The following is a 13526-nucleotide window of genomic DNA, read 5'->3' as shown; positions in this document are numbered from 1 at the left end:
ATTTTCCGTGGCTGGTCATAGTAAATGGGCGAATATTCAGCACCGCAAGGGTCGCCAGGACGACAAACGCGGCAAGATCTGGACGCGGGTCATCCGCGAAATCATGGTGGCCGCACGCCTGGGCGGCGGTGACCTGGCGACCAATCCACGCTTGCGCCTGGCGGTTGAGAAGGCAAAGGCGGCCAACCTGGCGGCCGACACGGTCAAGCGCAACATCGACAAGGCCACGGGCAACCTCGAAGGCGTTCACTACGAGGAAGTTCGTTATGAAGGCTATGGCATTGGCGGCGCGGCGATTCTGGTCGATTGCATGACCGACAACAAGGTGCGCACGGTGGCCGAAGTTCGCCATGCGTTTTCCAAGCACGGCGGCAACATGGGCACCGAAGGCTCGGTGGTGTTCCAGTTCAAGCACTGCGGCCAGATGATTTTTGCGCCCGGCACGAGCGAAGACAAGGTCATGGAGGTGGCTTTGGAGGCCGGTGCCGACGATGTGATCGCGCATGAAGACGGCGCGATTGAAGTGCTGACGCCTTACACCGAGCTTGAAAGCGTCAAGAACGCGCTGGAAGCGGCCGGCTTGACGCCCGAGTTGGCCGAAGTCACCATGCGCGCCGACAACACGATTGAACTGACGGGCGAAGATGCCCAGAAGATGCAAAAGCTGCTGGATGTGCTGGAAGATATGGACGACACGCAGGAAGTCTTCCACAACGCCGAGCTTTCCGAATAAACCATTCTTATAAAGACAACAATGAAAGCTGCAGCATGAAAGTTTTAGTAATCGGTGGCGGCGGCCGTGAGCATGCGCTGGCCTGGAAACTGGCCCAGTCGCCGAAGGTACAGGCGGTTTATGTCGCGCCGGGCAATGGCGGAACGGCGTTAGATTCTCGGCTTGAGAACATAAATATCACGGATGTGCAAGCCCTGCGTGCATGGGCAGCTACTGAAAAGATAGCGCTGACGGTCGTTGGCCCCGAGCAGCCGCTGGCCGCTGGCATCGTCGATGAGTTCCGCAAGCATGGCCTGCGGGTGTTTGGCCCGACCAAGGCGGCCGCGCAACTGGAAAGCTCCAAGGCCTTTTCCAAGGCCTTCATGAAGCGCCACCATATTCCGACGGCGGAGTATGAGACCTTCACCGATGCGGCGGCGGCGCATGCCTATATCGATGAAAAGGGCGCGCCGATTGTCGTCAAGGCCGATGGCCTGGCGGCTGGCAAGGGCGTGGTGGTGGCGATGACGCTGCACAAGGCGCATGAGGCCATCGAGTTCATGCTGGCGCCCGACAAGGAATTCAACCCGCTGGGCGTGACGCACAACGAAGGCGGCGCGCGCGTCGTCATCGAGGAATTCCTGCAAGGCGAAGAAGCCAGTTTCATCGTCATGTGCGACGGCAAGAACGTGGCAGCCATGGCCACCAGCCAGGACCACAAGCGTCTGCTCGACGGCGACCTGGGTCCGAACACCGGCGGCATGGGCGCGTATTCGCCAGCCCCGGTGGTCACGCCCGATGTGCATGCCCGGGCGATGCGCGAAATCATCCTGCCGACCATCAAGGGCATGGAAAAGGACGGTATTCCGTTTACCGGCTTTTTGTACGCCGGCCTGATGATTGATGCCCACGGCAAGCCCAAGACGCTGGAGTTCAACTGCCGCATGGGCGACCCGGAAACCCAGCCCATCATGATGCGGCTGAAAACCGATCTGTTCGACGTGATGATGGCCGCCACCTCGGGTGCCCTCGACAAGATGGAACTGGAATGGGACCGTCGTCCGGCTTTGGGTGTGGTCATGGCCGCGCACGGTTATCCGCTGCATCCGCGCAAGGGCGATGCGATCCACGGTCTTCCGCTGGCAACCGAAGATGCCATGGTGTTTCACGCGGGCACGCAACGCCAGGATGGGTCCATCGTCACTTCCGGCGGCCGCGTGCTGTGCGTGACCGCCCTTGGCGGCACGGTCAAGGCCGCGCAGCAACGCGCCTACGAGGTCGCGCGCGGGATTGATTTTGATGGCGCGCAGTACCGCAAAGACATTGGATACCGGGCCATCAAGTCCTGATTGCCGATCATGTCCAGCATCGACCTTTCAACCGTTCGCACTTTTCTATTGGGTTTGCAGGAACGGATCACCCAAGCGATTGCCGAGGTGGACGGCCAGCCATTTATGGCTGACCACTGGCAAAAAGAGCCGGGTGAAGCGCTGCAGGGCAATGGCATCACCAAAATTCTGGAGCAAGGCAGGGTATTCGAGCGCGCCGGCTGCGGCTTTTCCCATGTACGGGGTCCGAGGCTGCCGCCGTCTGCAACCCAGCACCGGCCCGAACTGGCAGGCGCTCCGTTTGAAGCCATGGGCGTTTCGCTGGTGTTTCACCCCCGCAATCCCTACGTGCCGACCGTTCATATGAATGTCCGGATGCTGGCGGCAACACCTGTTGGTGAAAATTGCGAGCCGGTTTGCTGGTTTGGTGGTGGCATGGACCTGACGCCTTTTTACGGTTTTGATGAAGACGCCGTGCATTTTCACCAGGTCTGCAAAGACAGTTTGAAGCCATTTGGTGACGACAAATATCCACGCTTCAAGCAGTGGTGCGATGAGTATTTCTACCTCAAGCATCGTCAGGAACAGCGCGGCATCGGCGGCGTGTTTTTCGATGATTTTCAGGAGCTTGGCCTGGCGCAGAGTTTTGCCATGATGCAAAGCGTCGGCGATTCGTTTTTGCAGGCTTATTTACCGATAGTCGAGCGCCGCAAGGAGAGCGTTTTCGGTGAACGCGAGCGCGAGTTTCAGTTGTACCGCCGGGGCCGCTATGTGGAATTCAACCTGGTGTGGGACCGAGGCACCCATTTCGGCCTGCAGTCGGGCGGGCGCACCGAATCGATTTTGATGTCGATGCCGCCTCTGGCAAGCTGGTCTTACCAGCGGCCGAATGAAGCCGGATCGCCCGAGGAACGTCTTTACAAAGAGTTTCTGGTCAGGCGGGACTGGATTTGAGCGCTGAAGTCGCAGACGAACGTGCAGGCCGGGAATCCTGGGTGCCAACTCTACCTGTTTATAGGCGCGGACCAGTTTGCAGCTTTCAGGCAATGGCACAAATGGAAGGAGATTCTCGAAATCGCTATAATTTGTATAGCTGATCGCGCTCAATCTACGCTGGCTCAAACTCTATTTGATGCTTACGCGCCGCATAATCACCGATTTTTCACTCTCAAGCTGCCCTTGATGCCGGTCAGTGCCACTCAAGTCCATCGGTTGATGGCTTCAGGCGCTGACACTGCTGAAGAAGTCGCGAAATTGGTTCCAGAACCGGTTGCGCGTTATATTTCGCTTCATCAGCTGTACGGCCCGGTTAATTTTTTTACCTTATTGAAGCAAAGCATTGCATGACCTCTACCATTGTCAAAACCCCCAGCACCGAGGGCAAAAAAGATGTCCAAAAACTGCAGCGCGCCATTATTGACGGGCTGGAGGATGTCAAGGCGCAAAACATCCAGGTGTTTGATACCGAGCACATCACTTCTCTTTTCGAGCGTGTGATCGTTGCCTCGGGAACTTCCAACCGCCAGACCAAAGCCCTCGCAGCCAGCGTACGCGATGCCGTACGTGATGCCGGTTTTGCCAAGCCCCGCATCGAGGGCGAGGAAAATGGAGAGTGGATCATTGTGGACTGCGGCGCGGCTGTCGCGCACATCATGCAGCCCACGATTCGCCAGTACTACAACCTGGAAGAACTCTGGGGCGATAAACCCATCAAGCTCAAGCTGGGAGCGCCCGCACCGCTGCCCAAAGCGGCCAAGGTCGAGGTGAAAGCAGAAGCCAAGCCTGCCAGCAGGTCACGCACTGTTGCCGGCAGCAAGTCCAAATCTGCCGCCAAGCCGTTCAAGGCCGCAAAAGATGCCATGGGCGATGATGCCCAGCCCGACGTCAAAAAAATTGCCCGAACCGATGACGGCACTTATGTGGGTCGGGTTGGCAAGACCAACGACTGGACCGCCAAGCGCAACGCCACGGAGCCGGCCGCAGAGCCTGAGGCAAAAACCATCAAGGCGCGCAAACCGGCCAGGGTAGCCACGACAGAGACCAAGCCGGAGGCGAAGAAAGCAGCCGTTAAAAAAGCACCAGCCAAGACGCCGATTGTCAAAATTCCTGCCGCTAAAAAAGTGGCTGCCAAGAAAACCGTTGCCAAGACCGCTGTTAAAAAGCCTGCAGTCAAGAAGCCTGCAGCGAAGAAAACCACGACACGGAGCGAATGAGGCTGACCATCGTAGCCGTCGGCCAGAAGGTGCCCGACTGGGCACAGACCGCCTATGACGACTACGCCAAACGCTTTCCACCCGAACTGAAAGTCGAACTCAAGGCAGTCAAAACCGAACCGCGTGGTTCCAAGACCCTTGAGAACCTGCTCGCGGCAGAGCGCACCCGCATCGAAGGCGCTATTGCCCGAGGCTGCCGGATTGTGGCGCTGGATGAGCGCGGAACGGCCGTCACCACCATGGCATTGGCCGAGCATCTTAAAAACTGGCAACTGTCCGGTGATGATGTCGCTATCGTGATTGGCGGGCCGGATGGGCTGGATGCCGGCTTCAAGCAGTCCGCCCATCAACGCATTCGCCTCTCGGACCTGACCCTGCCGCATGCCATGGTGCGCGTGCTGCTGATCGAACAGCTTTACCGTGCATGGAGCATCACCATCAATCATCCGTATCATCGCGAGTAGTTTTTTGCAGGTATTTTGAGTATGGTGAATTTTGTTTATCTGGCCTCTCAAAGCCCGAGGCGCCGCCAGTTGCTGGAACAACTGGGCGTGCGGTATGAGTTGCTGCTGCCTGACGCTGGTGAAGATGCCGAGGCGCTGGAGATTGCGCTACACAACGAGGCGCCTGCGGCGTACGTCAAGCGGGTGACAGGACTCAAGCTTGAAGCCGCTTCAGCGCGGTTAGCCCGGCGTCAACTGCTGCCCGCGCCTATTTTGTGCTCTGACACCACCGTTGCGCTCGGGCGCGCAATTTACGGCAAGCCGGACAATGCCCAGGATGCGGAACGCATGCTGTCTGAACTGGCTGGCAGAACCCATCGTGTCCTGACGGCAGTTGCTGTCCAGCAGGGGGAGCAGCGATTTGAGGCCCTTAGTGCCTCAAGGGTGAGCCTTGAGGCCATGACTGCCAGGCAGATCAAGACTTATGTGGCGACTGGAGAACCCATGGGTAAAGCAGGCGCCTACGCGATACAGGGCCGGGTGGCGATGCACATTACCCGCATCAGCGGCAGCTACAGTGGCATCATGGGGCTGCCCCTATGGGAAACGGCCTCGTTGCTCCAGGATGCCGGCCTTGATATTTAGCCTTACCGTCTGACAACAATGCAACAAGAGATACTGATTAACTGGTCGCCGCAGGAGACACGGGTTGCCGTGGTGGAGCATGCAGCTGTGCAGGAGTTGCAGGTTGAACGCACACTTGAGCGTGGCTTGGTGGGAAATGTTTATCTTGGCAAGGTGGTGCGGGTGCTACCAGGAATGCAGTCTGCGTTCATCGACATAGGCTTGGACCGTGCCGCATTTCTGCATGTTGCCGACTTGATGAGCAGCATCAATAGTCGCCATGTAGAAACCGAGTTGCGGGCAGACGGTACATCGATATTGCCGGCTGCTTCATCGCTTCGGCCGATTGAAAAGCAGTTGTTCGAGGGACAAGCTGTGATGGTGCAGGTTCTCAAGGACCCAATGGGCACCAAGGGGGCTCGACTGACAGCGCAAATCAGCATCGCTGGCCGTTTGCTGGTCTTTTTGCCTCAGGATAATCACATCGGCGTGTCGCAAAAAATTCCGCCCCGGCAGCGCGAAGACTTGCGTCAACGTGTCCAGACTCTGGTGGGTGATATGGGCGGGGGCTTTATCCTTCGCACGAATGGGGAGGAGGCTACTGACACGGAGTTGGCCGAGGACATCGCTTATTTAAGGAAAACCTGGATACGCATCAAGGACGCCTCATTGCGCTTGCCTGCTGCGTCGGTTTTGCATCAGGACTTGAGTCTGCTACAGCGTGTATTGCGCGATATGGTGTTGGAAAATACGCAAACCATCCGCATTGATTCCCGTGAGCAGTTTGAAAAGCTGAAAGCTTTTGCGGTGGAGTTCATGCCTTCAACGGTACCAAAACTTCAGCTTTACAGCGGTGAACGACCTATTTTTGACCTTTTTAATATTGACGAAGAAATTGCAAAAGCGCTAGGCCGCAGGGTGGACCTCAAATCAGGCGGCTATCTGGTCATTGACCAGACGGAAGCCTTGACCACTATTGATGTGAATACGGGCGGGTTTGTCGGCGCCCGCAATTTCGAAGAAACCATTTACAAAACCAATCTTGAGGCGGCTCAAGCGATTGCCCGGCAACTACGCCTGCGTAACCTGGGCGGTATTGTGATTGTCGATTTTATCGACATGACCAAGGAAAACCACCGTGATGCAGTACTGGCCGAGTTCAAAAAACAATTGGCGCGGGATCGCATCAAGACAGCGGTCAATGGATTTTCGGCGTTGGGATTGCTCGAAATGACGCGCAAGCGGACCCGGGAGTCACTGGCGCATCAACTGTGCGAACCTTGCAGTGCCTGTACTGGCAAAGGCATTGTCAAAACAGCGCGCAGCGTGACCTACGATATATTGCGTGAAATTTTGCGCGAAGCGCGGCAGTTCAATCCACGTGAGTTCAGGATAGTGGCTTCGCCCAAAGTGATTGAGTTGTTTCTGGATGAAGAAAGCCAGCACTTGGCAAGCCTGAGCGACTTCATTGGAAAGCCCATTTCCCTGCAGGCTGAAGCGGTCATGGCACAAGAACAATACGATATCGTGTTGTTGTGATCAGATTGATTTGCACAGCATGTCAAAAATATACACGGCCAACACCAAACCCATTCCGATTCTGGTGTATCACCAGATTGCCGCAGCACCTCCCAAAGGGAGTCCTTTTCGAAGCTTGTATGTCGCGCCAGCAGCCTTTGCAAGGCAAATGGCCTGGCTAAAACGACTGGGTTACACGGGCTTGTCCATGAGTGCCCTGCAACCCTATCTGCTTGGTAAAAAGAGCGGTAAGGTTGTAGGAATTACTTTTGATGATGGTTACTTGAACAACCTTTCACATGCCTTGCCTGCATTGATGAAGCAGGGTTTTTCGTCCACCTGCTATGCCGTGAGTGGATTGCTTGGCAAGACCAATGTGTGGGATGAAAGTCAGGGCATTGCGCAGACCCCGCTGATGAACGAATCGCAAATTCGTCAATGGGTTGAGGCTGGGCAAGAGGTGGGATCGCACACCCGTATGCATATCGATTTGACCGCTGCAGGCGAGGACGAGTGTTGCGTTGAGATGACGCTTGGAAAAACCGAGCTTGAGTCAGTCGTAAAGCGGCCAGTTGATCATTTTTGTTACCCCTATGGTCGCTATGAGCCTAGGCATATGGCCGTTGCCGAGGAATTGGGCTTTGTGACTGCTACAACCACACAGCGTGGCCGTTGTCATGCCCAGACCGGCATGCTGCAATTGCCGCGGGTGCCCGTTTTGCGCTCGACCAGCCTGCCGGTTTTTTTGCTCAAAATTGCGACCGCCTATGAGGATCGGCGGAAAAAATGAGTGCGCCGCTTTCAAATTCTGCTGCGCATTTGAATAGCGACAAAAGAAGATTGCGTATCGCGGTTTTAAACCGGACTTTTTCGACAGCAGGCGGTGGTGCCGAAAGGTATTCCATTTCGTTGGTGGAGCAACTGGCGGCAAGGCATGAGATTCATGTGTTTGCACAGGAAATAGATCATCAGTGGCCTGGGGTCATTTATCACCGCGTTTCTGCTCCGCTGCTTAAACCGCGCTGGATCAATCAGTTGTGGTTCGCCACCTGTACATGGTGGTTGACCCGACACGGTTTTGACGTAGTGCATTCACACGAAAACACATGGCACGGCGATGTTCAGACGGTGCATGTCCTGCCGGTAAAGTACAATCTGTTTCATGATCGTAAAGGTGGACGGCGGGCTTTGCGCTGGATCAAGGTAGTCACGAGTCCGCGCCTGCTGGCTTATCTGGGCCTTGAGCACTTGAGGTATGCCATCCGTCAGGGCCGAAAAGTGGTCGTCACTTCTGACCACCTGCGCGCCATCATGGAATCCAGCTACCCGGTCTGCACAGAAATGATTTCGGTTATTACTCCGGGCATTACGATGCCGCAGTTACCGGTAACGAAACTGCGCAAAGATGCGGCAAGGGCATTATTAGGTTTGCCCCTCGCTGGGTACTGCATACTGTTTGTCGCCAACGATTACCGAAAAAAAGGCCTTGCAACCTTGCTGAAGGCGCTTGCACGGTTTCCTGTCGACTTCATGTTGGCAGTCGTGGGGAATCAGTCGCAGATATCCTTCTTCAGAGAGCAGGTGAAAACATTAAACTTGGGAAATCGCGTTTTCTTTCTAGGTTCACTTAAAGACGTTGCACCTGCCTATGAAGCTGCAGATTGCTTGGCCCATCCTACGCTTGAAGACACTTTCGCCATGGTCGTTCTGGAAGCCATGTCCTATGGCTTGCCGGTAGTTATTAGTGGGTCAAAATACTGTGGTATTTCAGGTTTGCTGCAGCATGGCATTAATGCTCTAATTCTTGATAGCCCTACAGATGCATTCCAGTTGCAGCATGCTCTTGAATTGGTTCTGACCCAACCAGTGCTACGAAATCAGTTGAGTCAAGGGGCGAAGGATTTCGCTAGCTCCTACCAGTGGCGCAAGCTGGTACTGAAGCAGGAGTCGCTGTACCACTCAGTGCTTGCAAGTAAAAACGCTGTCAACGCTCAGTGACTAGGCCGTGTTCGGAAAGTCAGTGGAGCCATTTCATGATGCCGGCGATGTGTACAAAGCCCAGAAATCTGATGTCGAGCTTGTCAAACCGGGTGGCAACACGGCGAAATACCTTCATGCGCGGAAGAGGTTTTCAATCAGGTTGACCTTGCCCCTACAGGGACTTTTCACGCAGTCAAGAGAGACGGTATTCCTTGCGACCGAGAAGCACGAAGTGACTTGAAACGAGGAACAGACTGCAAACCTACAGACGGGCTTGTTGCACTGGTTACAGTGCGGCCCCAGATACGAACCGCTCAGCAGGACTCCATTCGGATTTCGTGATTCGATTAACCCGAATCACAAGGGGCAAGTCGAGTTTGCCTGCTGCCGGTCTGACCTGTTCATTGCATCTTCGATTTCACGTCTGGCAAGGAAACTACACTGTGATTGGATTGCTATGCCGCCGGCACCAAGAGAGTGGTGCATGCCGGATTGACACTCACATGCCGCGCATCAAAGGGCTGGCCCTTTGTCATCACGGCCCACAGAATGCGCGCATTCTTGTTGGCAAGCGCGACCATGGCCTTTTGCCAACCGGATTTCTCACGCAGTTTGTGCGTCCATAGGGAGATCGGATCGTCGCGCTTATGCGCAGTCATGACGGCTGACTTAGCTGCCTGAATGAGCAGCATGCGCAGGTACATGTCACCGCGCTTGGTGATGCTGCCCAGATTGTTTTTTCCTCCGCTGGAATTCTGCCTTGGCGTCAACCCCAGCCACGCGCCGAACTGTGCACCGTTCTTGAACTGCTTAAAGTCACCCACCGTAGCCACCACCGCCGATGCCGTGACGGGACCAACGCCCATGAGCCGGGTCGCCATCTTGGCTTGCTCATCGTCCTTGATGTGCGCGGCAATGCGTTCATCACACCACTCAATATGGGCGTCGATCTCTTGCCACTGACTGCGCGCACGTTCAATAACCAGACGGGCTGTGCCTGGCAGATCGTTGTCAGCATCCTCAATCATTTCACTCAGGCACTCGCTCAATGCCTTGGAACTGCGGGCTATCACCAAGCCGAATTCGGCCAGCAGGCCCCGAATGCGATTGATGCAGGCGGTGCGCTCTTCTTTCAATCCCTCACGCAAGCGATGCACGCACAGCATGCCTTGCTGGGAGATGGTCTTGATGGGCACGAAGCGCATGGTAGGGCGAGAGGCCGCCTCGCACACCGCGGCCGCGTCATTGGCGTCGTTCTTGCCGCTTTTGCCCGACAGTCGATACGGGCTCACGAGCTGTGCAGCAATGATTCGCGCATCCAAGCCGAGGGCAGCGAGTTTGCGAGCCCAGTAATGCGCACTGGAACTGGCCTCCATTGCGACAAGACAGCGCGCAGGCAATGTGGCGCACCACTCAATGAACTTGCCTCGCGACAGAGCCCTGTTTGTCACCATCTTGCCAGCCGCATCGACGGCGTGAACCTGGATGACGTTCTTTGCCAAATCAACACCGACTCGGGTAATCTCGTTCATGGTAATTCTCCATTCAAAGGGTTGCAGTGACTTCGAATTTCAATCTTGGCACGCGACTCCGTTGCCTGAAAGTGGAAAGTCCCTTCGTATTCGGATTGCGTATCCCATAACCGAGATCATGAACTGGCTTGCCTGGGCTGAACCGCAAGCCAGGTTTGCTCGAACTGCATCGGGCTGACGTAAGCCAGCGTCGAATGCAGCCGGGCTTTGTTGTACCAAAGCAGCCACGCGATGGTCTCATCCTTGGCGTGGCGCCGAGTCACGAAGCGTTGCCCGTGCAAGCGCTCCACCTTCAACGAGCCAAATAGCGTCTCGCTACAGGCATTATCCCAACAGTTGCCACGCCGACTCATGGAACTCGTGATGCCGTACTCCTTGAGCACATTCCTGAAGACACCACTGGCGTACTGGCTGCCCCGGTCGCTGTGAAACAGCACCCCCGCGTGCTTGCCCGGGTGGCGCTTGAACCAGGCCATGCGCAGGTAACCGGTAACTGAACGGCGTCCTTCCTTGCAAAGGTGTCGTCGGGAACAATGCCTTCATTGATTTACGATGAGGAGCAACAGCGATGCAAGCCATGGTCAACGAGGGCGTAAAGCGCCGTCACCGTTTGAACGAGCAAGCCTGGCTCGAAGCGTTCAAACGCTTTGAAGGCGCCGGATTGACGGTAGAGGCGTTCTGCCGCCGTGAGGGTCTGTGCCGCAGTAGCTTTGCGCGCTGGCGTTCGCGCTTGCTTGGTGGGGCTGGCGTGGTTCGCCAGCTCAAGCAGGACGCCCAAAGCCAGGCACCGATGGCTTTCGTCGATTTGGGTACGATGGGCTCGGGTGCGCCCGCGCCTTGCCCGTAACCGGTAACCCTGCGGCGTTGTTGACGCGTAAGCCCGGATGCTCAGAAGGGTCGGAGTCGGGACGCGGTTTGCTTGCCAGAGGAAGGACGGCGCTGAGGTCTGCCGCCGGGTGCGGTGGCGGCGATGCATTCGACGAGATTGAAGGAGGCCAGCAGCAGGTATTTCTCGGCATCGCTGCGCACCGCCAGCAAGTCATGATCGCGCAAGTACCCGTGTACGAACGCCAGCAGATAGCGTTGCGCATGATCGTCGACGCGTTGTTGGGCGGCTTGCCGCATGAGCTCGGGACTCAAACATTCGTCGAACCGAATGCTGCCATTGAGGCGCTGCAGGCAGCGCTCCTGAACGTCCTCCGTGATGAGGGGCCAGTCCAGCGCCGACGCCTTGATGGCCTGGCAGGCCACCATCAGGATGTAAATCGGTACTTCCAGCTGCTGCAGGCTCACGCCCATGCGCTCGAGCACCAGCACCGAGGCCAGCAGGTTGGGCTGGCGCAGATAAATTTCGTCGGCCAGCTGCACGCGCTGTGCAGCGCTCATGCGCTCCACGGCAACGACCGCCTGGACGACCTGGGCCTGGGACAGCTCGCTCATGGACTCAGATTCCCGAGCGCAAGGGGCGCTCGGCGAAGTGTTGCTTCCACAGCCGCGGGGTGAGCTCGTGCACGCGCTGCGCCGGCTGCACGCTGATGCGCTGCAAGACATCGACGAGGTAGGTGTATGGATCGATGTCATGCAGCCGGCATGTCGCGATCAGGCTTTGCACGATGCCGGCGTGCTTGGCGCCCACCTCCGTCCAATAAAATAACCAATTCTTCTTGCCCATCGGAATCGGGCGCAGGGCACGTTCGATGTGGTTCGTGTCGATGGCCACGTCAGCGTCTTCGAGGAAGACCGACAACCCCGCACGACGCTCGCGCACGTAGGCCAAGGCCTTCGTCAACGGGTTGCTCGGCAACAGGCCCTGCTGTTCAAACTGCTGATCGACCCAGGTGAAGAATGCCTGAACCCGAGGCTTGCTGTGGGCGAGACGATGCACCCGCTTGGCCTCACCCAAAAGCTTGGCCTGGCGGATCTCGTCCTCGATCTGGTAGAGCGCGCCGATCTGGCGCAAGGCCTCGGCCGCCCCCTTGGGTTCGGCGCCCTGCGCTTCGAAGAACGCCCGCCTGGAGTGGGCCCAACATTGAGCGTGGGTGATGCCGCTCTTGCTGGCGTAGCTGGCATACGCCTCGTAGCCGTCGCTCAGCAGCACGGTGCCCGGTTTGCGTTTGAGGCCCAGGGCCTGCTGCACATGCTCATGGCGACGTGACTCGAAGTGCGGGAAGCACACCTCGTCATGTTCACCGTAAACCGGCCAAAAGTAGCTGGCCTTCATCTTGCCGCCACCGCCCAGGCCGGCCTTGATCGGGGTCTCGTCCATCGTGATGACGCGGCTGGCACGGATCGAATCGAGCTGCGCCGTGTAGATGGGTTCGAGCAACTGTGCCGCTTTCTGCACCAGCTGTGTCAACCACGGCCGGCTGGTCTTGAAGCCGGCCTCCTGGATGCGCTGGTGTTGGCGGTACAGCGGCAGGTGCCAGCGGAACTTGTCCAGCAGCACGCCGGCGATGAAGCTGACGTCGGCACGGCTGCCCTCGATGACGCCCAGCGGCGCGCTCGGACAGTGCAGGGTCTGCGTGTCGCGGCGCTTGATCACGGGGCGCACGTACTTGAGTACGACAAAGCTGCCCGGGCGCTGCGCCAGGCGGTGACTGATCTTCTCGCCGATGACCTCGTACTGCTCGGGCGCCAGACCTTGTGCTTCAGGGTTGGGAACCTCGATGACCTGCACCGGCACCTTGGCCTCGTCGAAGAATGTCGCCGCCGCAGCCCCCTCATCGCTGAAGTCGCTGACGGTCCGGCGACGCTTGTGGGCGGGAACGATCTGGGTGGTTTCGCTCTGATCGCCAGGCTGTGCCAGATCGCCCAGCAACTGGCCGAGGTGCATCTGCTGCGCATCGACCTGGGGCACAAAGCGCTCGCTCTTGTTGCCGAAGATCTGGCGCTTGAACCACTCGATCTGGCGTTTGAGCTCCTCGATCTGTGCGGCCTGGCTCTGCAGCATCTGCGCTATTTGCGCAGGCCCGAGCGCAGCCACCGCGATGGCATCAGGAACTCGGGGCGTCAGCGTCAAAGACATAGACCTTATGTTACCGAGGGCGCCTGCGGTACGGCACAGGATTGTCCCCAATTGCGCGGGCTGCGATAGCGCTTGTACTGCCGTTTGGGCTCGATGCCCTCGAGCATGAGTTTCAACGCCGTCCAGTCCATCTCGCGGTGAACCACCGCAC

General features: G+C 57.4%; 15 protein-coding genes and 2 pseudogenes (1 of these 17 running past the window's edge). 11 read left to right on the top strand and 6 right to left on the bottom strand.

Annotation, left to right across the window (positions count from 1 at the left end):
• Window positions 1–7 precede the first annotated feature (7 nt).
• Genes ABLV49_RS11840 through ABLV49_RS11795 form a run of 10 tightly spaced genes read left to right on the top strand, consistent with a single transcriptional unit; the run spans window position 8 to window position 8836 of the window.
• A complete protein-coding gene (locus tag ABLV49_RS11840) occupies window positions 8–733 on the top strand; it encodes a YebC/PmpR family DNA-binding transcriptional regulator (protein WP_349276606.1) in 726 nt (241 codons plus the stop codon).
• Window positions 734–768: 35 nt separating this feature from the next.
• Window positions 769–2061, top strand: coding sequence for a phosphoribosylamine--glycine ligase (gene purD, locus ABLV49_RS11835; RefSeq protein WP_349276604.1), 1293 nt, complete (start codon window positions 769–771; stop codon window positions 2059–2061).
• 9 nt (window positions 2062–2070) lie between these two features.
• Window positions 2071–2994 (top strand): oxygen-dependent coproporphyrinogen oxidase, encoded by a 924-nt coding sequence (hemF, locus tag ABLV49_RS11830; RefSeq protein WP_349276602.1) that lies wholly within the window; start codon window positions 2071–2073, stop codon window positions 2992–2994.
• Between the two features lie 21 nt (window positions 2995–3015).
• Window positions 3016–3387 (top strand): nicotinate-nicotinamide nucleotide adenylyltransferase, encoded by a 372-nt coding sequence (locus ABLV49_RS11825; protein WP_349276601.1) that lies wholly within the window; start codon window positions 3016–3018, stop codon window positions 3385–3387.
• Window positions 3384–4253 carry a ribosome silencing factor gene (gene rsfS / locus ABLV49_RS11820; RefSeq protein ID WP_349276599.1) on the top strand — a complete coding sequence of 290 codons (870 nt, stop codon included), beginning with the start codon at window positions 3384–3386 and terminating at the stop codon, window positions 4251–4253. Before ABLV49_RS11825 ends, rsfS begins: the two co-directional genes overlap by 4 nt.
• Complete coding sequence (gene rlmH, locus ABLV49_RS11815; protein WP_011801131.1) at window positions 4250–4717, top strand: 23S rRNA (pseudouridine(1915)-N(3))-methyltransferase RlmH; 468 nt, start codon at window positions 4250–4252, stop codon at window positions 4715–4717. The genes rsfS and rlmH overlap by 4 nt, the downstream gene beginning before the upstream one ends.
• A gap of 21 nt (window positions 4718–4738) precedes the next feature.
• A complete protein-coding gene (locus tag ABLV49_RS11810; protein ID WP_349276597.1) occupies window positions 4739–5341 on the top strand; it encodes a Maf family protein in 603 nt (200 codons plus the stop codon).
• Between the two features lie 18 nt (window positions 5342–5359).
• Window positions 5360–6859: a ribonuclease G gene (gene rng / locus ABLV49_RS11805; protein WP_349276596.1), complete on the top strand. Its 1500-nt coding sequence runs from the start codon at window positions 5360–5362 to the stop codon at window positions 6857–6859.
• Between the two features lie 19 nt (window positions 6860–6878).
• Window positions 6879–7628: a polysaccharide deacetylase family protein gene (locus ABLV49_RS11800; protein WP_349276594.1), complete on the top strand. Its 750-nt coding sequence runs from the start codon at window positions 6879–6881 to the stop codon at window positions 7626–7628.
• Window positions 7625–8836 (top strand): glycosyltransferase family 4 protein, encoded by a 1212-nt coding sequence (locus tag ABLV49_RS11795; protein ID WP_349276592.1) that lies wholly within the window; start codon window positions 7625–7627, stop codon window positions 8834–8836. Before ABLV49_RS11800 ends, ABLV49_RS11795 begins: the two co-directional genes overlap by 4 nt.
• Before the next feature lie 19 nt (window positions 8837–8855).
• On the opposite strand, the pseudogene ABLV49_RS11790 reads toward ABLV49_RS11795, so the two are convergent.
• The 3 genes and pseudogenes from ABLV49_RS11790 to ABLV49_RS11780 form a co-directional block, all read right to left on the bottom strand.
• Window positions 8856–8957, bottom strand: a pseudogene (locus ABLV49_RS11790) (IS5/IS1182 family transposase); the annotation flags it as partial.
• 316 nt (window positions 8958–9273) lie between these two features.
• Window positions 9274–10350, bottom strand: a complete 1077-nt coding sequence (locus ABLV49_RS11785) for an IS110 family transposase (RefSeq protein ID WP_349276591.1) — start codon at window positions 10348–10350, stop codon at window positions 9274–9276.
• Window positions 10351–10466: 116 nt separating this feature from the next.
• Window positions 10467–10844 (bottom strand): annotated as a pseudogene (locus tag ABLV49_RS11780) (integrase core domain-containing protein); the annotation flags it as partial.
• Window positions 10845–10918: 74 nt separating this feature from the next.
• Between ABLV49_RS11780 and tnpA the strand changes: the two are divergent.
• On the top strand, window positions 10919–11197 hold the full coding sequence (gene tnpA, locus ABLV49_RS11775) for an IS66 family insertion sequence element accessory protein TnpA (protein ID WP_349276589.1): 279 nt from the start codon (window positions 10919–10921) through the stop codon (window positions 11195–11197).
• Between the two features lie 41 nt (window positions 11198–11238).
• On the opposite strand, the gene ABLV49_RS11770 is transcribed toward tnpA, so the two are convergent.
• The 3 genes in view from ABLV49_RS11770 to tnpB are tightly spaced (at most 5 nt apart) and all read right to left on the bottom strand, a layout consistent with a single transcriptional unit that may run on beyond the window.
• Window positions 11239–11790, bottom strand: coding sequence for a hypothetical protein (locus ABLV49_RS11770; protein ID WP_349276587.1), 552 nt, complete (start codon window positions 11788–11790; stop codon window positions 11239–11241).
• A 4-nt stretch (window positions 11791–11794) separates the two neighbouring features.
• A complete protein-coding gene (gene tnpC, locus ABLV49_RS11765; protein ID WP_349276585.1) occupies window positions 11795–13375 on the bottom strand; it encodes an IS66 family transposase in 1581 nt (526 codons plus the stop codon).
• A gap of 5 nt (window positions 13376–13380) precedes the next feature.
• On the bottom strand, window positions 13381–13526 hold the 3' portion of the coding sequence (gene tnpB, locus ABLV49_RS11760; RefSeq protein WP_349276583.1) for an IS66 family insertion sequence element accessory protein TnpB. 241 nt of this gene lie beyond the right edge of the window; 146 of the gene's 387 nt are visible here — the last part of the coding sequence; its start codon lies off the right edge, out of view — the gene reads right to left on this strand; its stop codon occupies window positions 13381–13383.

It is taken from the genome of Polaromonas hydrogenivorans, assembly GCF_040105105.1.
Classification (GTDB): domain Bacteria; phylum Pseudomonadota; class Gammaproteobacteria; order Burkholderiales; family Burkholderiaceae_C; genus Polaromonas; species Polaromonas hydrogenivorans.
Note: the sequence above shows the minus strand (reverse complement) of the source record. Positions and strands in the feature narration are given on the sequence as shown.

Bases quoted from the DNA above. Each gene is read 5' to 3' on its own strand.
- purD (WP_349276604.1), top strand. From the start codon at position 769: ATGAAAGTTTTAGTAATCGGTGGCGGCGGCCGTGAGCATGCGCTGGCC.
- hemF (WP_349276602.1), top strand. From the start codon at position 2,071: ATGTCCAGCATCGACCTTTCAACCGTTCGCACTTTTCTATTGGGTTTG.
- rsfS (WP_349276599.1), top strand. From the start codon at position 3,384: ATGACCTCTACCATTGTCAAAACCCCCAGCACCGAGGGCAAAAAAGAT.
- rlmH (WP_011801131.1), top strand. From the start codon at position 4,250: ATGAGGCTGACCATCGTAGCCGTCGGCCAGAAGGTGCCCGACTGGGCA.
- ABLV49_RS11810 (WP_349276597.1), top strand. From the start codon at position 4,739: ATGGTGAATTTTGTTTATCTGGCCTCTCAAAGCCCGAGGCGCCGCCAG.
- rng (WP_349276596.1), top strand. From the start codon at position 5,360: ATGCAACAAGAGATACTGATTAACTGGTCGCCGCAGGAGACACGGGTT.
- ABLV49_RS11800 (WP_349276594.1), top strand. From the start codon at position 6,879: ATGTCAAAAATATACACGGCCAACACCAAACCCATTCCGATTCTGGTG.
- ABLV49_RS11795 (WP_349276592.1), top strand. From the start codon at position 7,625: ATGAGTGCGCCGCTTTCAAATTCTGCTGCGCATTTGAATAGCGACAAA.
- ABLV49_RS11785 (WP_349276591.1), bottom strand. From the start codon at position 10,350: ATGAACGAGATTACCCGAGTCGGTGTTGATTTGGCAAAGAACGTCATC.
- tnpA (WP_349276589.1), top strand. From the start codon at position 10,919: ATGCAAGCCATGGTCAACGAGGGCGTAAAGCGCCGTCACCGTTTGAAC.
- ABLV49_RS11770 (WP_349276587.1), bottom strand. From the start codon at position 11,790: ATGAGCGAGCTGTCCCAGGCCCAGGTCGTCCAGGCGGTCGTTGCCGTG.
- tnpC (WP_349276585.1), bottom strand. From the start codon at position 13,375: ATGTCTTTGACGCTGACGCCCCGAGTTCCTGATGCCATCGCGGTGGCT.